Source organism: uncultured Roseovarius sp., from assembly GCF_913054395.1.
In the GTDB taxonomy this organism is placed as follows: domain Bacteria; phylum Pseudomonadota; class Alphaproteobacteria; order Rhodobacterales; family Rhodobacteraceae; genus Roseovarius.
The window spans coordinates 1-19,268 of record NZ_CAJXIP010000065.1; the positions used below are offsets into that span (position 1 = coordinate 1).

The following is a 19,268-nucleotide window of genomic DNA, read 5'->3' on the forward strand; positions in this document are numbered from 1 at the left end:
GATGGCGATCAAGAGACCCAAGCCCGAAGAGATTGTCGTGAAGTTACGGCAGGTTGAAGTTCTGATGGGGCAAGGCATGCCCCGGATTGATACGATCAGACAGATCGGTGTGACGGAACAAACCTATTACCGTTGGAAGAAGACGTACGGCGGAATGGGCACAGAACAACTGCAGGAACTGAAGCGGCTCCAAAATGAGCGGTACGCGAACACCGAATTTCATGAAGAATTCAAAGAAGCTGGGACCGGGAGCATGCAATACGTTCTCGACAACATCAAATTTGATGTCGGTGAAACCGGCACGATGCATCATCTCAGAGACATTGGCATCATCAGACAAAACATATGCGTTTGGCGCAGGATCGGCACGCGACATGTCAGCATGTCGTCCTAGAACATCAAACAGAAGCCGATAGCACTCCGAGCGGTCAGGTCCAAGCCACTGGCTAAACACAAATCTACCATCAGGCTTGATAACACGGCGGGCCTCTGTCATCGCCTTTTCTGGGTCTGTGACATGGAACAAAACGATATTGCTAAGCACTGCATCAAACGTTTCGTCTTGGGCTGGCAAATCCTCAACATCAGCGACAGAGAAGTTTATGTCTGGAAATTGGTCTTTCGCCTGCTGAACCATCCCCTCCGAGAAGTCGATGCCTTCGACAACAGCGCCAAGAAGTTTTGCGCTCGCTGCGACAAAGCCGGGACCACAGCCCGCGTCCAACACTCTTGCGCCTGGGAAAAGTCTAGCATGGTCAAGAAGTTTCGGAATTGTCTGCAGTGTCGCGCGCGCGGTGACGTCACCGTACAGCTCGGCCCGTCTTGACCATCCGATACGTTCGCCCTCTCTAAACGCTGAGTAGTCCATGAAACCTCTCCCAATGCAGTGGAGAAGAACATAATCTTCTGTTGGCGGGCAATCCAAAAGGAAACCTTCGGCACGTGGGCATAAAGGTCAGCTTCGTCCCGCTGAGCAGACCTTGACCCAGACTGCAGCGAAATGGTGCTTCGGCCTGTTAAGGCGCCATTCGACGCCTGAAACTGCTGCGCTCGATGTCGAATGGCCGGATCCGTGAAGCTGCGGCGCGGCAGTGGCGCCGTTTGCGGCGGCACCTTGATTGGCTGGCGGCATTTCATCAATGAGCGCAAAGACGAAGGTAGTTGCAGACGGATCATCCGATCCGACCTTGCATCTACTCGATTTTATACAGCTTACGCGCGGCGGCTCTATCCGATGAAACACGCCACTCATTGCTGCGGGACCAAACGTCAGCGTACCGGGTGCTATTTTCGTGCTGTGTGTGCGGCCAGTCGCTGCCCCAGACTATGCGGTTGTCGGGCAGCAGGCCAAGAAGTTCGCTCGCATGCGGGGCGATGTCGAAAGGGGTGCGGTAATGGGCGGCAAACTTGAAATAGACAGCGCTTCGGTCGCGGAGACCGGAAACAGCCCGGATCATGGGGTCGATCCGAGCATCCGGTTCGGACGGCAGGCCGAAATGGTCAATGACCAAATTCACGCCTTGATCGGCCAGCACGGGTAGGACCGGTGCAAGGCGCGGGCCTTCCAGATGAAGTTCCAGGTGCAGGTCGCGGTCTCTCAGCTTGGTCAGAAAGAGCTTGGCAGGCTTTGTGTCCAGGTCAGGAAGGGCTGTGCCGCGCACGAGGTTCCATCTAACGCCACGCATTCCAGCGCCCACGAGGCGGTCCAAACTCTCATCGCTCACGTCCAGAGGCACGACGCCGACGCCGGCGAAACGCGAACGGTCCAGCTTGGAGAGCGCCTTGCACATCTCAGAATTGTCTGTGCCGAGGAAGCTGACCTGCACAATGACGCCGCCGTGCAACCCATGTGCGTCCTGATGGGCCAGCCAGTCCACAAGCGGAGCAGGCTGGTCCGGGACGTATCGCGCGCCATCGATTGCGGTGACCGTTTCGTAGACATGCGCGTGGCAATCGAACTGGATCATGAGATTCTCCCAAGGCAAGTCATGTATATGACTAGTTGACTAAATAGGTCAATATCATTAGATGCTTTGTGGGGAGGACGACGATGAGCAAGGGATTCGCTACAACTGACGCAAGGCTGCCGGCATATGTCCGGCTGCGCGACACGCTGACAGCGCGCATTGCCGCAGGCGATTGGACACCCGATTGGCCCATTCCCTCCGAAGCGCGGCTGGCGCGGGAATTCGATGTATCCGTCGGCACCGTGCGCAAAGCGGTCGACGGGTTGGTGGGCGAGGGCCTGCTTGAACGGCGGCAGGGTTCTGGGACCTACCTGCGCGCGCCCTCATTCAATGCGACCCTGTTTCGTTTCTTCCCTATGCGCGGCGGCGACGGAGCACCGCTCTCCATCCCGCAAAGCAAGATGATCCTGCGCAGCGTGACAGAGGGTCCCGCCGAAGCGACCGAGGCGCTTGGCACCGAGGATGTCATCAAGATCGTGCGTCTGCGCAGTCTTTCGGATCAACCGGTGCTGTTCGAAGAAATCTACATCCCCCGCGCGCGGTTCGCCGGGTTCGAGACCTTGCCTGACACCGCTTTCGGCCCGTTGCTGTATCCAACCTATTTCGAGCATTTTGGTGTCTTGGTGAAGCGCGCGACGGATGAAGTTTCGTTCGGGCGCGCCTCAGACGTCGTGGCACAGCAATTGCACATCAAGACGGATGATCCCCTGGCGGTGATCTGCCGCACCGCCTTCGATGTTGAGGATAGGCCTGTGGAATGGCGCATCGCTAGCGGCAGCGCCGAGGGCTTCCTCTATCGCAGCGAAATCAACTGACGACCTGTATTCCAAAGGGAGAGAGACCATGAAGATCAACACAATCCTGCTCGGCCTGACCGCGACTGCGGCGCTGGCCGCCCCGGCGTTGGCCGAATATCCCGAGCGCGCCATCGAGCTGACTATTCCGGCCGGCGCCGGCGGCGGTACCGATACCAGCGCCCGCAAGCTGGCGATCCTACTTGAGGAAAAGCTCGGCACCTCGATCGCGATCCTGAACGTGGGTGGCGGCGGCGGCTCCGTCGGCGCGTCGCAGTTCATGCAGACCAAGCCCGACGGCTATTCACTGTTCGCCACCTGGAACAGTCCGCTGACCACCGTGCCGCAGGTGCAGAACGTGGCCTATTCGCTCGACAGCTTCACCCCAATCGCCTCGACCTCGGAAACCGCCTATACGCTCTGCGTGAACGCCGATTTCCCGGCGACCACAGGAGAGGAATTCCTTGCCGAGCTGGCGGCCAACCCCGGCGCGTACACCTACGGCAATGACGGCATCGGCGGCACCATGCAACTGGCGGCCGAGCGGATTTTCCAAGCCAAAGGCATCGACGCCGTAGCTATTCCCTTTGGTGGCGCCGGAGAGACGCTTCAGAACTTCCTTGGCGGGCACGTGGACATCTACGGTGGCTCGATCTCTACGGTTCTGCCGTATGTCGAGAACGGCGAAGCCAAGTGTCCACTGGTGACCTCCGCCGCTGACGTGCCGGCCCTGCCGGGCGCAGCGGGGCTTGAGACGCTGGGGCTCGGCGACAAGGAAACCCTGCTTTGGCGGGCTATTCTCGGGCCGAAGGGTCTTGATGAGGCCATTGTCGACAAGCTGGCCAACGTGATTGAGGAGGCTGTCAACGACCCGTCCTACGTTGAGTTCCTTGCCACCAAGGGCGAAGTGCCCAACGTGGTCAAGGGCGAAGACCTGGGTGCGCGCCTGCAAACGGAATACGACGCGCTGGCCGAAGTTTCCAAGAACCTAGGGCTCTGAACCTTGGAGAAGCGTCAGGATATCGTCCTCGGGCTGCTGTTTGCCGGCCTCGGCATTGCGGCAGCCGTGATGGCGACCGATTACACCGGAGCCAGCGGAACCTACCCGAAGGTGCTTGGCCTGATCCTGGCGCTTCTCGGCGGGGCGGTGACTGTAAGGGCCGTCCGCTCCGGCCGAAACGAGGCGCGGGAACTGATCGACGTTCCCGCCCAAATGATCACAGCGGCAGTGATTGCGACCATCTACGTGGCGTTGGTGGTGCCCATAGGGTTTTACACCGCGTCCCTCCTGCTAATGCTTGCCTTGCCGGTCGCACTGGGCTTTCGCCAATTGCTTTATGCGCTGACCGTGGCGTTGGTCTTCATGGCGCTGATTTATCTGGTTTTCTCGGTGTTGCTGGAAAAGCCGCTGCCGCGAGAGGCTTTCCTGTCCTTCTTCGGCTCCGGAGGCTGACATGGATTTCTATACAAACGCGCTTGCCCAGGTCCTATCATTCGGGCCGCTGCTGGCGATGATCGGTGCAACACTATTGGGCGTCTTCATCGGCGCACTGCCGGGGTTGAACCCGGTGATGGCCATCGCACTTTTGCTGCCATTGACATATTCGATGGACCCGCTGGTGGCGCTTGCCATGGTCGCGGGCATCTACAACGGCTCGATGTATGGCGGCGCGATACCGGCGATCCTTTTGCGCATTCCCGGCACGCCCGCCTCTATCGCCACGACCTTTGACGGCTTTCCGATGGCCGACAGGGGTGAGGCCGCCAAGGCGCTGAAAATTGCCTGCTGGTCGTCGGCCCTGGGTGGCATTGCCAGCGCCGTGGCACTGATGACCGTCGGACCGCTGCTGGCGCGGGTGACACTATTTTTCGGCCCCGCCGAGTATTTCTGGATTGCGATCTTCGGCATGGCGTCGGTCGGCGTCATGGTCGGTTCCGACCCGATCAAGGGGATCATGGCCGCCATGCTGGGTCTGCTGATCGGCACCGTGGGCATCGACAATCTCTCGGGGCAGGCGCGGTTCACCTTCGGCCAGACCTGGCTTCTGGGCGGTCTGGACCTGATCGTGGTGCTGGTTGGGCTCTATGCTTTGCCGCCGGTTCTGCAACTGGCCGAAAAGGCCGATCTCAAGGGGCTTACGGCTGCTCAGCTCAAACTGACCAATGTGCCCTTCAAGCCCGGTGAGGTTCGCGGACTGATTCCGACCTGGCTGCGCGCCTCCGGCATTGGCATCGGCGTCGGCATTCTGCCCGGTGCGGGTGGCAATATAGCGGCCTTCCTTAGCTACAACGCTGCCAAGAACGCCTCGGACGACCCGTCGAGTTTCGGCAAGGGAAATCCGCAGGGCGTGGCGGCAGCGGAATGCGGCAACAACGCCGACAACGCCGCCTCAATGATCCCGGCACTTTCGCTTGGTATTCCAGGTAACGTCGTCGCGGCTCTTGTTCTGAGCGCGCTGACCATTCACGGCTTGCAGCCTGGCCCGCAACTGTTCCACCAGAACCCCCTTCTCGTCGGTGGTTTCATGATGGAGATGCTCCTGACCTCGGTTCTGATATTCGCGCTTGGCGGTGCCGTCGCAACCCGCATCTTCGCCCAGTTCCAACGACTGCCCGGTGTGCTTCTGGTGCCCTCGATCTTGATTCTGATGTGCGTGGGCGTTTATGTCATCAACGGCCGCCCGGTTGACTTGTGGGTGATGCTCGCCGCCGGCTTCGCAGGGTACTTTCTGGAAAAGGTAAACGTGCCACTGGCGCCAATCATCCTTGGCATGATCCTGGGGCCAATGGCCGAGCAGAGCGTCCGCCGCGCTCTGTTGATCAGCCGCGGTGATGCATCAGAGCTTCTGACCCGCCCGATCTCAGCCGGGCTCGCCATCGCGACCGTCCTGGTGATCGCCTGGCCCATCGCCAAGGCAATGCGTCGTCGGCGTGCCGCCAGGTAGACGCATGGGCGGAGCATAAAATCTGATTTGAGCAATCTCTGTTTTGCGTAGGAGTAATCTTGAAGCTGATCCAATCTCGGGGGCCCGCGACCCTATGAGTGACCGCTCTGGCCAAGTCGGGCTGCAGAAAATGAAAAGCTGGCAAAACTCCGCAATGTCCGGATTGCGCCGGTTCGCCGGTCACGTGATTTTACAGTCGCGTCGAATGTCTCCTCTGACGGGCCGCAATGCAGCGACTCGGATTAGAGGTCAACGGCAGCTTTGGGCCGAGACTGACGCTGTTGATCGATGCGTTGGCGCCGGATGCCGCTGTGCGGTAAATGGCAGCTCTGAGCCCATATCGACGGATGCTGCATTCTCGTTGAATGGCAGATTCAATGAAAATCACGGCTTGGAAAGAGGCGCTTTGCTTGGTCGCGGGGATGCATGGCGCGGGAGGGATAGCGCGATTGCTTGGGGGTGTCATCGGCGCGGGGGCCTTCGGTGGTCAGGGCTTCTGGCTCTGGGTGGCCCAGTTCGAAGAGCTTATGCGACATGTCCCGAATGTCCTGCGCAACTAGGTGCACGACGATGCCTTCGCGTTGCAGATAGCCTGTAACACGCAAGAGCCGCGCACCCATCACGATACGCCGAAAACGTTCATAGACATTCCGCCAGACCACAACATTGCTGACGCCTGTTTCATCCTCAAGCGTCAGGAAAATCACGCCGGATGCCGTTCCGGGACGCTGCCGGGTGATGACGAGGCCGCAGACGGTATAGCGCCCCAGAGCTACATCTTGCAAAGACGCATGTGTGACGAGACCGGGAAGCGCAGGGCGCAGAAGTTCCATCGGGTGGGCGCGCAGGGTCAGGCGAGTGGAAACGTAATCTTCCACCACCTCTTCGCCCAGTTGCATGATTGGCAGGGCTACTGGTGGTTCGTGGATGTTTTCCCCGTCAATCGGATCATTGAACAGGGGCAAGGGCTTGGGGCTCTGGATGGCTTTGATCCGCCACAGCGCGTCGCGGCGCGTGAGCCCCATATCAGAGAACGCATCGGCCTCGGCCAGCCGCGTCAACACATCCGGGCGCAGGCCCGCACGGAGCCACAGCGCCTCTGGGTCAGGGTAGCCATTGCCCCGGGCTGCTATTATCCAGTCGGCATCTTCTTCTTTGAAACCTTTGATTTGGCGAAAGCCGAGTCTTAGCGCCAAAGCACCATCAGAGCGGCGTTCCAGCGTGTTGTCCCATTCCGAGTGGTTGACGCATATGGGCCGTGTCTCGACCCCGTGTTCACGCACATCTCGCAGGATCTGGGCCGGAGCGTAAAACCCCATAGGTTGGGAATTCAGTAAGGCGCAGGTGAAAATCGCTGGATGGTGGCATTTCAGCCAGGCCGACACATAGGCCAACATGGCAAAGGCGGCTGCATGGCTTTCGGGGAAGCCGTAATCGGCAAAGCCCTCAATCTGACCGAAGCAACGCTCGGCAATTTCAGGGCTGTAGCCGTTTTTAAGCATGCCGGCGATGAACTTGTCACGATACTTGCCAATGGTGCCCATACGTCGGAATGAGGTGAGGGAGCGGCGCAGGTGATCGGCCTCTTCGGCGGTAAAGCCGGCACCCACAACCGCAATCTGCAAGGCCTGTTCTTGAAAGAGAGGCACACCTAGTGTGCGCGCGGTGACTTCTTCCAGGGCGGGGCCGAAGGGTTCGGGCTTTTCCTGACCGTTCCGTCGGCGGATATAAGGCTGCACCATGTCCCCCTGAATGGGACCCGGGCGCACGATGGCGACTTCGATCACCAGATCATAAAACTCGCGAGGGCGCATCCGGGGCAGAAAGTTCATCTGTGCGCGGCTTTCCACCTGAAAGACGCCAATCGCATCAGCCTGGCACAGCATGTCATAGGTAGTCTCATCGCCTTGAGGGATTGAGGCAATGCTGTGCTTTATGTTGTCGTGCTGCTGCATCAAGGCAAAGGCTTTGCGAATGCAGCTGAGCATCCCGAGCCCCAGTACATCCACCTTGAGGATGCCCAGAACATCAATGTCGTCTTTGTCCCAGCAGATCACAGTGCGATCTTCCATCGCGGCGTTCTCGATAGGGGCAAGCTCATCAAGCCGCCCACGGGTAATGACAAAACCGCCCACATGCTGCGAGAGGTGGCGCGGAAAGCCGATGATTTCACCAATCAAACGGATGGTCTGCATCAGGCGGCGGTCATTCGGGTCAAGGCCAAGCTCGCGGATGCGGTCCAGATCAACGCCACCATTGGTCATGCCCCAGATCTGTCCGGATAGCCCTGCTGTGACATCCTGGCTAAGCCCCATGGCCTTGCCAACCTCACGAATGGCAGCCCGTGTACGAAAGTGGATCACGGTGGCACAGAGTCCGGCGCGGTGACGGCCGTATTTCTCATAAATCCACTGGATCACCTCTTCGCGCCGTTCATGCTCGAAATCGACATCGATATCCGGCGGTTCGCCCCGGTGCTTTGAGACAAAGCGTTCAAAGACCATTGCGATCATATCGGGACTGACATCGGTGATGCCCAAGAGATAACAGAGGATGGAATTGGCGGCAGAGCCGCGCCCCTGACATAAAATGCCCTTCGATTTCGCGAATTGCACAATGTCATGCACGGTCAGGAAATAGGCGGAGAAGTTCAGCTCCTTCACCACGGCCAGTTCTTTTTGCATTAACTCAAGCGCCCTGTCGGGCGGACCATTGGAAAAGCGGCGCTTCAAGCCCTCTCTTGCAAGACGTTCCAGCCGGGCCTGCGGGGTTTCCCCTTCCGCTTCCTCATGCGGGTATTCATAGGACAGTTCGCTCAGATCAAAACTGCACTTGTCGGCAATCTCCAATGTCCGCCGTAGCGCACCCGGGTGATTTCGAAAGAGGCGCGTCATGTCGGCCCCGGCCTTCAGGCGGCGTTCACCATTGGGCAGCGCACGGGTGCCGATCTGATCAATGGTGATATGTTCGCGCATACAGGTCAGCACATCTGCCAGCTGCCTGCGGCTGGCACGGTGCATTAGTACATCTCCAACCGCGACCATCGGGGCCGAGGCTTTTTTTGCCGCCTGTGCACATGAATTCAGATAGGCTTCGTCGCTTCCGTCGTAACGCGGAGCGGCGCCCAGAAAGACATGGTTGGGGAAATACTGCCGTAGCTTTCGAATGTCGGATATGGCCTTGCTCAAACACACCTGCGGCAGGGCGATCAGGATCATGCCTTTGCAGGCGGCCATCATATCTTTGGTGTAAAGAATGCACCCGCCCTTTTTCGCCCGGCGCTTGCCCAGGGTTAGCAGGCGTGTCAGGCGTTTATAGGCGGCCCGGTCGCGCGGCAGGGTGATCCAGTCAACAGGGCTGTCCTGCAGTACCAACCGACACCCGATAATGAGCTTTGGAAGCGACATGTTGCTTGGCTTGGCAATCGGAGCATTGTGGCCAACCTTTTGCCGAGATGAAGAATCGATACGTTGCTGCGAGCGTATCTGCACGGTTCCCTGCATTTCGCGTTGCAATTCCTTCAAGGCGGACCAGGCCCGCACCACCCCCGCAAGCGAATTACGATCTGTAATCGCCATGGCGGACAGGCCCAGCTCTGCGGCCCGCACCACAAACTCTTCAGGGTGGGAAGCCCCTGTCAGAAAGGTGAAATTCGTGGTGATACAAAGCTCGGCATAGCCCTGTCCCTGCATCCGGCAGTCCAGCATATCCCGACGAAAGGTTTCCCCCGGGCGATGGGTGCGATTAACCTCGATCATGCGAATTCGCCCTGCACAAACCAACCGGGATTTTGTGGTGTGTAAAACAGCCAAAGCCGCCGCCCCTCACGCGTTTCTACCCGCCAGTAATCGCGCAAACCAGATCGCCAGTTTTCGTCTTCCAACCACCATTCGGGGGCAATGCGTTCAGGCCCGGTGGTGCGAGCGCAGGTCAAAGCCATGCGCCGCCAACGAAATCGTGTGGGTGGGTGCGCATCTGCCCCCGCAATCGGCTCCGGTGGGAACAGGCAGATCGGGCGCGGTTGTGCGCTGACCCAACCACTCGCCGGGTCTGAATAGGCCGCAGGTGCCACGATAAAACTACGTTCCGGGATATGGCTGTCAGCGGGTAGGAACCGTTGGATATTCTCCAATCCGATCCGGGTGCCAAGACGCGAGATCAGATCATCCAGCTTGTCTTTTCCGCCACCCGAGACATGGCTGATCTGCTGCGCCGGTAGGGTTTCCACCCACGTTGCCTCCAGCCGCAACTGATCAATGCCGAACTCTGCATCAACCTCGCTCAGCCCCCGTTCGAAGAGCTCCAAAATGCGCTGTGGGTCGCGCAGAGGGCGGGCCAGCCGCAGCTCAACCCGTTGGCACCCCTGATCCACCCGGCGCAGGGTGATGCACAGGTTCCGCGCGCCCACTTCCTGCGTTTTCAATTTCGCACAGAGCTGGACAAGAAGCCGCTCTGCACCTGCCATCACATCCGACAGCAAGCCGATCGGTTCTGGCAGTGTCATCCGCACCGCGTAATGTGGTGGGTCAGCATAAGGGGAAATCTCTTCGGGCTGTGTACCCAAAGCCTGATCCAGTCGCAGCAAAAGACCAGGGCCAAACCGGCGGGTCAGCGGTGCACGCGCAGCCTGCGCCAGATCGCCAATTGTGTGCAGCCCTAACCGTCGCAACGTGATCGACATGCGATCGTCAATTCGCAATGCCGCAACAGGCAAAGACTTTAGGGCAGGGAGTGTATCACCGCCGGGGGCAATCCCCTCGCTATAATGCGCCAAAGCCCAAGCCGCCCCACGCGTATCCGCAAGACCGATCTGTGCCGATAACCCGGCACGCATCAGGCTCATGCGCATGTCTGCCAGCATGGCCTCTTCGCCGCCAAACAGATGTGCCGATCCGGTGACATCCATCACCAGACCATCCTCGCCCTCAAGCCCAACCCATGGGCAGTAACGTGTCGCCCAGCGACGTAGCGTATGCAAGAACCGCCGATCCTGCTCAGGTTGCGCCATTCGGCTTTGCAGGCTTGGACAAAAGGCACGGGCATCAGCGTAAGGCATAGCCTGATGCAGACCTTGTTGTGCAGCGGCAGCATTCAGACAATAAATCCGGTTGGCATTTTGCTGTTTCAGCGTCAGGACAAAGGGCCCTTCAACCGGGTGCAGGCGTAAAACCCGGTCACTCGCGAGCCGGGGAAACCATAGTGATACGACGCGACGCTGTCTCCCATCGAACATGCCAGACACCTAATGTTCCCGATTTGTTCTTAATAAGCTCCCACTTCTGCAAAGTCGAGTCTTTGGGGTCGAACACAGGGATACAGCGCCAACGCGTTTCCGCCGCATTGCTGCCCATACCTTCGGGAATAATGGCCAATCCCGTGGACCTTCCATCCCGCGCGGCCAATTGCAGTCGTCGCCCTTCTGTCAGGCCCAAGGGCTGGTTCAGAGACATGACAACCAGCGACACAGCGCCAGATCGCAGGGCCTCTTCGGCAACCGCAAGCGTTTCTGTGTGTTTCCCTGTGTTACAGACCGTTAGTACCGAGGGCTCCACAAAATCTGCAAAACCTGTTGGGTTGATCTGAGTGTTATCCCAATTCTCGCGAACCCAGATCGTATGGCTGGCCAATCGTGCCGCAAGCGCGAAGGCAAACACATATGCGCCCGCCCCACAAACCTCATGTGTGCGGGATTTGGCAGGAGGGAAAAATGGAATCTCGGCATGTTGCATGGGTAGAATGTAGCGAGAAACCCCAGGGCCAAACAATACCGGACCTTGGCGCAGCCGCAGCAAAAGCTCACTTCGTCCCGCATAGCGGCCATTGCCACCGCTTGCCGCGATTGACTGGATCGAGGCATTTTCTGAATGCTGTACTTCGCCTGAATGTCTGCTTTCGCGTAAGGCACCGGGCATGTTTAGGTGACCTTGTTACTGAAAGCATTTTGGGTGAATCTACGAAAATGGCCAGGAAACACAGGATTGATTGCGGATTCAAGATGACCGACAACCCCGCCTACAAGGAGCTATGTGAAATCCAAGAATGGCTTGCCAATGGTAACCTGGACCAGCTCGAATTTACATCGCAGGTGGTGGATGGTTTTCCGCATGGTAAGGATGGATACTTTGGCTTGCCCTGGATCATGCATGCCGCGTCTTGCGGGTGCTTGAAATCGGTAAATTGGATGATCGAACAAGGCGTCAACCTAAAGCCTGATGTTGATGACGGCTATCCTCTCTTGCTTTCCTGCATCGAGCAGGATGGCAAGGAGAAGTATCAAATTCTAGAGGCATTCATTGCGTCTGGTGCCGACATCAACGAGCGGGGTATCAATGGCTGGACCCCCCTGCACATGGCTGCGATACGAGACGATGAAAGGTCGATGTCCATGCTACTGTCAGCAGGTGCAGACACGACCATTACGACCCTGATTGATGACGATACAACCGCAGAGGAAGAAGCGCGCAATCTGGGTCATCTGGCATCCGCCGAGTTCATCGCTAATTTCGCGCCTGACTGAATGCGGTCATTGACGCAAATGTCTTGAACTTCAACTCCGTCACGCTCAGCAGTCCTTTACACGGTCGAAACGCAAACAACACGCGCCCGAGTTCAAGGCGATGGTCGCACTGGGGCCCTGAAGGACGAAGAGACGGTGACTGAACTGGCGGGCCGGCAAGGGGGGGGCTGGCGGCGATCCGGCTATAGGCCCTCAAGGATAAGATCGGCGGCGCGATGCGCCAGCATCATCGTCGGGGCGTTGGTGTTGGCCGAGGTGACATTGGGAAAGACCGAAGCATCGACCACCCGTAGCCCGTCAAACCCATGCAGCCGCAACGCCGGGTCAACCACCGATGTGGCGGCGTCCTTGCCCATCCGGCAGGTGCCGACAGGGTGGAACACCGTGCTCGATCTCTGGCGGAAATCCTCGAGAATGGCCGCGTCATCCATCTGCCGCAGGTCAGGGCCCATGGCCGCTTCAACAAGGGCGGTCAGGGCATTGCTCCGGATCAGTCTCTGACACAGACGCCCGCCCGCGATCACCTGTGCGCGGTCCTCGGACGTGGCCAGTGAATTGGGTCGGATCAGCGGCGCGGCAAGCGGATCATTTTCCCGGATGTCGATGCGCCCGCGGCTTGTCGGGCGCGAGGGTTGAAACCCAAGGATAAAGCCCGCGAACGGATCGGGTTTGATCACGGTGCGGGTGCCGGCGGGTGTGGTCGTATAGGTCACCGGGTTGAAATAAAGCTGTTGATCGACGCGGTTCAAACCTTCGGACGAGCGGAAATAACCGCCGCATTGGTTGACCGACAGTGCCAGCGGCCCGCGCCGTGTCAGGGCATAACGCAGCGCGGCGCGGACCTTGCCCAGAAAAGGGGCCAACTCGTTGTTGAGGGTGCGTTCGGTGGCGCGGAAGTAATAGTTGATGCCAAGGTGATCCTGAAGGTTGCCGCCCACATGCGGCGCATCCATGACCGGCATGATGCCGAGCGATTTGAGGTGCTCCGCCGGGCCAATGCCCGAAAGCTGCAAAATGCGGGGCGAGGTTACGCTGCCCGCCGAGAGGATGATCTCGCGCCCTGCGCGCAGGGTCTTGGCCACGCCCCGGCAACGATAGTGCACCGTGGTCGCGCGCCGCCCGTCAAAGCCGATCCGTTCGACCATCGCGCCGGTGACAAGCGTCACATTGGCCCGCTTCAGTGCCGGTTTCAAAAAGGCGCGCGCCGAGGAATTGCGCCGACCGCCACGGGTGTTGATCCGATAGATCGTTGCGCCTTCCTGCTGTTCGCCGTTGATATTCTCACTATGCGGCAGGCCAAGTTCGCGCGCGGCGGCAAAGAAATGGCGGTTTACCGGGTGGATCTGATCCGAGACATCCTGCACATGCATCGCCCCGCTGTCCGCGCGGGTGCCATCCGGGGCGACGTTGGTTTCCATCGCCTCATAGGTTTGGCGCACTGTCTCCCAGCCCCAGCCGGTGGCGCCTGCGGCCTCCCAATCGTCAAAGTCATCCGGCAAGCCGCGCGCATAGACCAGCGCGTTGATCGACCCCGATCCGCCAACCCCCTTGCCGCGCGGCCAATAGGCCTCGCGCCCGGCGAGGGTGTCTTCCGGTTCGGCCTGATATTTCCAGTTCACGCGGGCATCAAAGAACGTCTTGCCATAGCCAAGCGGAAGCGCGATCCAGGGCGAGCGGCCACGCCCGCCGGCCTCAAGGATCAGAACCTTGTGGCGTCCGCTTGCGCTTAGCCGCTCGGCCAGGACACATCCCGCCGATCCTGCCCCGATGATGATGAAATCATACTCTGCCGTCATTACCGCCTGCCAATCCATGGGGTGTCGTACAAGCGTTACAAACTGTGTTTTGCGGGCGAAAGGGAAAACTGCCTTCGCGCTGTCTAACCTGCGTCATTTTCCCCAAGCCGGGCCACCAGAGGTCCAAACCAGGTCCAGTTCTGCGCCGCCGTATCATTGACGATCAAGTATTTCTTGCGCGTATAAACCGGTGCCTCGGTAAGCTCGTGCAATTCGCCCGTGCCGACATGCGGCTCGGCCAGGGCGCGCGGCAGATAGGCCGAGCCGCCGCGATCGAGAAGGAACTGAAGCGCCCACCACGAGCTGTCAAAGCTGATCCGCGCGATGCCGGCGTCATGATACGTCTCGCCATGCTGCCGCCGATAGTCTTCACCGTGATCGACGAATACGTAAAGGGGATCGGCCTTGATCGGCGTGTTCGGGCGATCAGAATAAAGCACAAGCTCTTCGAGGGGCAGAGCATGCACACTCTGCTGACCGTGGGTCACTGTCTCATAGGTCAGAATCACATCGACCATCCCCGAGGCAAGCCATTCCTCGAGGTCGCGTGCATTGCCCTGATGCACGGAAACCGCCATTTCCGGATGCCCCGAGACAACCCCGTCGAAAAACGCGCGCCCCGGCCCGTGCCACAGCTCGCGGTCACAGCCAAAGGTACAGACCGAGCTTAGCCCCGCAGGCAGCCCCGTTTCAAACCGCGCTTGCCGCCACAAGCCGTTGATAACACGCGCATACCGCAAAAGCTTGGTGCCCGCAGGGGTCAGGGTGGTGCCCGATTTCTGACGGTTCAGAAGCTGTTGGCCCAATTCGTCCTCAAGCGTCTTGAGGCGCGCGGTGACTGTCGATTGCGTCACATGAAGCTTTTGCGAAGCGCGCATCAGATTGCCGGTATCGACGATGGCTAAAAAGGTTTGCAAGGCGGTGAGGTTCATGGCGGCACTCTCAATTCGAATTTATTGCACTTATGTAGCAAAACTATTCGTTATCAAGAATTGAAAAAATATGTCAATCTGAGATGAACCTTTGTCAGGGCTTTGAAATCAGAAAGGAACCGGAATGTTGAAAGACCCCAGAACGCTTGTCGACCGGGACCGCTTTATCAATGCCATGCGCCGGGTCGTGGCCTCGGTCACGGTGGTCACGACCGATGGCCCCGCCGGGCGGTTTGGTGCGACCGTAAGCGCCTTTTCCTCTGTCTCGGCGGACCCGCCCTCGGTGCTGATCTGCTTGAACGCCGCAAGCAGGATTGCCCGCGCGGTCCAGCAGAACGGCCGCTTTTGCGTGAACGTCCTGCCCGAAACCGGCCCCGAGATTGCCGACCGATTTGCCGGGCGCGATGACGATTGGATCGCGGACCGCTTTTCGGGGGTGAACACCTTTGGCCTGCCGGGCACGGCGCCGCTGATTGACGGCGCGACCGGGTTTTCCTGCGAGCTGCAACAATGCATGACCTCGGGCAGCCATCTTATCTTGATCGGCAATGTGCATGGCGTTCTGGATGCCGGGGCACGCCCTCTGGCCTGGCGCGAGGGTGGCTATCACCGGGTGATACCGGCGGGTGCGGATGCGCAGTTGGCGGCAGAATGACAAGGGGCGGATGATGACGAAAACCTATAAGATGCTGATTGACGGGGCCTGGGTCGAGGCCTCGGACGGTGGCACGTTTGACACATTCAACCCGGCCTCCGGCGCGGTCTGGGCCAGTGCCCCCGAGGCCACGGCAGAGGATGTCGACCGCGCCGTGCGCGCCGCGCATCGCGCCTGTTACGAGGGGCCATGGGCGCGCATGACACCGACCGCGCGCGGCCAGTGCCTGCGTCGTCTGGGCGATCTTCTGGCGGAACGCTCCGAGGCCCTGGGCGAGGTCGAGACCCGCGATTCCGGCAAGATGTTCAAGGAAACCCGCTGGCAGGCGAAATATATCAGCGAGTTCTTCCACTTTTACGCCGGTGCCGCCGACAAGATTAGCGGCGACACCCTGCCGATCGACAAGCCGGATATGTTCGTCTTTACCAACCGCGAGCCGCTTGGCGTGGTTGCCGCCGTCGTGCCCTGGAACAGCCAGCTTTTCCTGACCGCAGTCAAGATCGGCCCCGCGCTTGCGGCGGGCAATACGGTGGTGTTGAAGACCAGCGAACACGCCCCTGCCGTGATCCTTGAATTCGGTGAACTTCTGGCCGAGGCGGGCATTCCCGATGGGGTGGTGAATATCGTCACCGGCCATGGCGATCCCTGCGGCAAGGTTCTGACGGGCCATCCGCTTGTGGCGCGCATCAGCTTTACCGGCGGGCCGGGCGCCGCGCGCCATGTCCTGGCCAATTCGACGCGGAATTTCGCGCAGGTGAGCCTGGAACTTGGCGGCAAATCGCCCTTTGTCGTGTTTGAGGACGCCGACATCGAAAGCGCGGTGAATGGCGCGGTGGCGGGGATTTTCGGCGCTTCGGGGCAAAGTTGTGTCGCGGGCTCGCGTCTTATCGTCCATGAGGATGTGGCGGATGAGTTCCTGGCTCGTCTCACCGCCATCGCCGCCGAGATCCGCGTTGGCGATCCGATGGAGGACGCGACCCAGATGGGCCCGCTCTGTACCACGGGCCAGATCGAGACCATCGAACGCGAACTTGCGCAGGCCGTGGACGAGGGCGCCACGATCCTGTGCGGTGGCAAGCGGGCGGCGGCGGGACCGCTGTTTTTCGAACCGACGATTGTCGACTGCCCGAGCGCCGATCTCGGAATCGTTGATACCGAGCTTTTCGGCCCGGTCCTGAGCGTGCTGCGCTTTCGCACCGAGGCCGAGGCGCTTGCGCTTGCCAATGCAAGCGAACACGGGCTTGCGGCAGGGATTTTCACCCGCGATGGTGCGCGCTCTCTGCGGATGAGCCGCGCCGTGCGCGCCGGGATCGTCTGGGTCAATACCTATCGGGCGATTTCCCCGGTGGCCGAATTTGGCGGCACCAAGGGCTCTGGCTACGGGCGCGAAAGCGGGTTTCAGGCGGTCTATGACTATACCCGCCCCAAAACCGTCTGGATGAACATGTCAGACGAGCCAATCGCCAACCCCTTTCAGATGCGTTGAGTTAGGAGAAAACCATGAAATTTCATCTTGCAATCAATCTTGAGCGGCTCGACGCCTCGCTTGACATGAAGGCGGTGCGCGATCACACGCTTGAGATGGTGCAAATGGCCGAGGCCGCCGGGTTTGAAATCGCTTGGGCGGCAGAGCATCACGCGCTGGAAATGACCATCGCGCCGAACCCGTTCCAGATACTGACATGGTGGGGCGAGCACACCAAGACGATCCGTCTTGGGGTTGGCGTTGCCAATGCGGCCTATTGGCACCCGATCAAGCTTGCCGGCGAGGCGGCGATGCTCGACCTGCTCAGCGACGGGCGGCTTGAATTCGGCATCGGCTCTGGCGCTTATCAGCGTGAATTCGACCGCATGATGCCCGGCCTCGATCAGCGCGACAGCTGGCAATACATGCAGGAATCCCTGCCGGTGGTGCAAAAACTCTGGGCGGGCGATTACGCCCACGACGGCACCTATTGGAAGTTCCCGACCGCCACATCCTGTCCCAAACCGGTGCAGGACGAGGTGCCGATCTGGGTCGCGGCGCGCGCGCCGATCACCTTTGATTACGCGGTCGAACATGGCTGTGACATCATGAGCTGGCCGCTGACCATGCCGTTTTCCGAGGCCGAATCCTATCGCGCACGGCTTGACGACGCGATTGCCAAGAATGGCGGGCGCTATGACGGGCGCTGGTCGCTGATGCGTCACACGGCCGTCTATGAAACCGAAGATGACCGCAACAGTGCGATGACCTCTCTGCGCCGGGTACTTGGACAATTCGGCAACCTGATGATGAAGCGCGGCGAGGTCGTGAACGGCTTTCCCGATCCGGTGCCCCTGGAAGAGATGGAAGGCAATGCGCGGGTCGATCCCGAGATGCTTGAGGAAAACCTGATGTTCGGAAATCCGGATGTGGTGGCCGCGAAACTTGCGAAATATCAAGATCTTGGCGTTGATGCCTTTATCTATTACGCCTCGATGGGCATGGATATGGACCAGCAGAAACGCTCGCTTCAACTGTTCATCGACAAGGTGATGCCCGCCTTTGCGGAAAAGGAGCTGGCCCATGCCGGTTGAGATCAGACGCACCCTTACATTGGTGCAAACCACCTTCAAGGAAGGCTTCAAGGAGGTGGCAGAGCCGACACGGCTTGTCTCGGCGCTTGCCATCATCCGCAACCCGTGGTTCGGGCGCGGCCATGTCGAAGACCTTGGCCCGGAAATCCGCGCGGCCGGGCCGGTGCTTGGCCAGCTTCTGACCGACATGATCCTTGCGGAGACCGGCGACAGGCTCGAAGGCTATGGCAAGGCCTCGATTGTCGGCATGGGCGGCGAGATCGAGCACGCGCAGGGGCTGACCCATACTCTGTGGTTTGGCAACAAGTTCCGCGATGCGGTCAAGGCCAAGACCTATCTGGCCTTCACCAACACGCGCGGGGCGGCGGGCACATCGCTTATGATCCCGCTGATGGACAAGGACGATGCCGGGCGGCGCTCGCATTACCAGACGATCCACACGGTCGTGCCCGATGCCCCCGCCGATGACGAGATCGTCATGGCGCTTGGCGCCTCGGTGGGCGGGCATCCGAACCACCGGATTGGCGACCGTTATGCCGATTTGCGCGAAATGGGACATGATCTTGATAATCCGGCGGGGGTCTGAATGGCGATATCGGCAAGCGGAACCGCCTATGATCTGACCGGACCAGAGGGCGCGCCGGTTGTCGCGCTGATCCACGGGCTTGGCCTGACGCGGCAAAGCACATGGCGGGCCCTCGCGCCGATCCTTGCGCAACGCTTTCGCGTGCTGTCCTACGATCTCTGCGGACATGGCCAGTCGGCTCTGCCCGCAGAAGGCTCTGACCTGACGGTGCTGTCGGATCAGCTGATTGCACTGATTGACGAGCTTGCCATCGCGCGGGCGGCTTTAATCGGCTTTTCGCTTGGCGGCATGATCAACCGGCGCTGTGCGATGGATCACCCGGCGCGGGTGTCATCGCTGGTGGTACTCAATTCACCACATGACCGCGGGGAGGCCCTGCAACAACAGGTCGAGGCCGCCGCGCGTGACGCCGGGGCAGGCGGGCCAGAAGCGACAATCGACGCGGCCCTTGCGCGGTGGTTCACGGAACCGTTTCGCCGCGATCACCCCGAAGTGGTGGCGGAAATCCGGCGCGTCG

At 59.9% G+C, this 19,268-nt stretch carries 16 protein-coding genes and 2 pseudogenes; 11 read left to right on the forward strand and 7 right to left on the reverse strand.

Annotation, left to right across the window (positions count from 1 at the left end; translation table 11 throughout):
- Position 1: 1 nt before the first annotated feature.
- Positions 2-193: pseudogene (locus QZ522_RS10530) on the forward strand (transposase); the annotation flags it as partial.
- 96 nt (positions 194-289) lie between these two features.
- On the opposite strand, the pseudogene QZ522_RS10535 reads toward QZ522_RS10530, so the two are convergent.
- A pseudogene (locus QZ522_RS10535) lies at positions 290-868 on the reverse strand (class I SAM-dependent methyltransferase); the annotation flags it as partial.
- A 325-nt stretch (positions 869-1,193) separates the two neighbouring features.
- On the reverse strand, positions 1,194-1,967 hold the full coding sequence (locus QZ522_RS10540; RefSeq protein ID WP_294610861.1) for an amidohydrolase family protein: 774 nt from the start codon (positions 1,965-1,967) through the stop codon (positions 1,194-1,196).
- Between the two features lie 83 nt (positions 1,968-2,050).
- On the opposite strand from QZ522_RS10540, the gene QZ522_RS10545 reads away from it, so the two are divergent.
- Genes QZ522_RS10545 through QZ522_RS10560 form a run of 4 tightly spaced genes read left to right on the forward strand, consistent with a single transcriptional unit; the run spans position 2,051 to position 5,706 of the window.
- Entirely contained in the window at positions 2,051-2,782 is a 732-nt protein-coding gene (locus QZ522_RS10545) for a GntR family transcriptional regulator (protein ID WP_294610863.1), read from the forward strand.
- 28 nt (positions 2,783-2,810) lie between these two features.
- Positions 2,811-3,761, forward strand: a complete 951-nt coding sequence (locus QZ522_RS10550; RefSeq protein ID WP_294610866.1) for a tripartite tricarboxylate transporter substrate binding protein — start codon at positions 2,811-2,813, stop codon at positions 3,759-3,761.
- Positions 3,762-3,764: 3 nt separating this feature from the next.
- On the forward strand, positions 3,765-4,214 hold the full coding sequence (locus QZ522_RS10555) for a tripartite tricarboxylate transporter TctB family protein (protein WP_294610869.1): 450 nt from the start codon (positions 3,765-3,767) through the stop codon (positions 4,212-4,214).
- Between the two features lies 1 nt (position 4,215).
- Complete coding sequence (locus QZ522_RS10560) at positions 4,216-5,706, forward strand: tripartite tricarboxylate transporter permease (protein WP_294610872.1); 1,491 nt, start codon at positions 4,216-4,218, stop codon at positions 5,704-5,706.
- A 374-nt stretch (positions 5,707-6,080) separates the two neighbouring features.
- Here QZ522_RS10560 and QZ522_RS10565 read toward each other — a convergent pair whose 3' ends face one another.
- From QZ522_RS10565 to QZ522_RS10575, 3 genes are read right to left on the reverse strand one after another with little or no spacing between them, the layout of a single operon-like run.
- On the reverse strand, positions 6,081-9,464 hold the full coding sequence (locus tag QZ522_RS10565; RefSeq protein ID WP_294610875.1) for an error-prone DNA polymerase: 3,384 nt from the start codon (positions 9,462-9,464) through the stop codon (positions 6,081-6,083).
- Positions 9,461-10,939: a DNA polymerase Y family protein gene (locus QZ522_RS10570; RefSeq protein ID WP_294610879.1), complete on the reverse strand. Its 1,479-nt coding sequence runs from the start codon at positions 10,937-10,939 to the stop codon at positions 9,461-9,463. The genes QZ522_RS10565 and QZ522_RS10570 overlap by 4 nt, the downstream gene beginning before the upstream one ends.
- Positions 10,881-11,618, reverse strand: coding sequence for a hypothetical protein (locus QZ522_RS10575; RefSeq protein ID WP_365353632.1), 738 nt, complete (start codon positions 11,616-11,618; stop codon positions 10,881-10,883). Before QZ522_RS10575 ends, QZ522_RS10570 begins: the two co-directional genes overlap by 59 nt.
- 83 nt (positions 11,619-11,701) lie before the next feature.
- Here QZ522_RS10575 and QZ522_RS10580 point away from each other — a divergent pair, with 83 nt between their 5' ends.
- Positions 11,702-12,223: an ankyrin repeat domain-containing protein gene (locus tag QZ522_RS10580; protein ID WP_294610881.1), complete on the forward strand. Its 522-nt coding sequence runs from the start codon at positions 11,702-11,704 to the stop codon at positions 12,221-12,223.
- A gap of 182 nt (positions 12,224-12,405) precedes the next feature.
- On the opposite strand, the gene QZ522_RS10585 is transcribed toward QZ522_RS10580, so the two are convergent.
- A complete protein-coding gene (locus tag QZ522_RS10585) occupies positions 12,406-14,019 on the reverse strand; it encodes a GMC family oxidoreductase N-terminal domain-containing protein (RefSeq protein WP_294610883.1) in 1,614 nt (537 codons plus the stop codon).
- An 83-nt stretch (positions 14,020-14,102) separates the two neighbouring features.
- Positions 14,103-14,951 carry a LysR family transcriptional regulator gene (locus QZ522_RS10590; protein WP_294610885.1) on the reverse strand — a complete coding sequence of 283 codons (849 nt, stop codon included), beginning with the start codon at positions 14,949-14,951 and terminating at the stop codon, positions 14,103-14,105.
- 124 nt (positions 14,952-15,075) lie between these two features.
- Here QZ522_RS10590 and QZ522_RS10595 point away from each other — a divergent pair, with 124 nt between their 5' ends.
- The 5 genes from QZ522_RS10595 to QZ522_RS10615 form a co-directional block, all read left to right on the forward strand.
- Complete coding sequence (locus QZ522_RS10595; protein ID WP_294610887.1) at positions 15,076-15,606, forward strand: flavin reductase family protein; 531 nt, start codon at positions 15,076-15,078, stop codon at positions 15,604-15,606.
- A gap of 13 nt (positions 15,607-15,619) precedes the next feature.
- The gene (locus QZ522_RS10600; RefSeq protein ID WP_294610889.1) at positions 15,620-17,092 is read left to right on the forward strand and encodes an aldehyde dehydrogenase; all 1,473 of its coding nucleotides are present in this window, start codon (positions 15,620-15,622) and stop codon (positions 17,090-17,092) included.
- Between the two features lie 14 nt (positions 17,093-17,106).
- Complete coding sequence (locus QZ522_RS10605) at positions 17,107-18,165, forward strand: LLM class flavin-dependent oxidoreductase (protein WP_294610892.1); 1,059 nt, start codon at positions 17,107-17,109, stop codon at positions 18,163-18,165.
- A complete protein-coding gene (locus tag QZ522_RS10610) occupies positions 18,155-18,751 on the forward strand; it encodes an amino acid synthesis family protein (RefSeq protein ID WP_294610895.1) in 597 nt (198 codons plus the stop codon). Before QZ522_RS10605 ends, QZ522_RS10610 begins: the two co-directional genes overlap by 11 nt.
- Positions 18,752-19,268: alpha/beta fold hydrolase (locus tag QZ522_RS10615; RefSeq protein WP_294610898.1), on the forward strand; the 517-nt coding region annotated here is incomplete at its 3' end. It lies immediately after the preceding gene.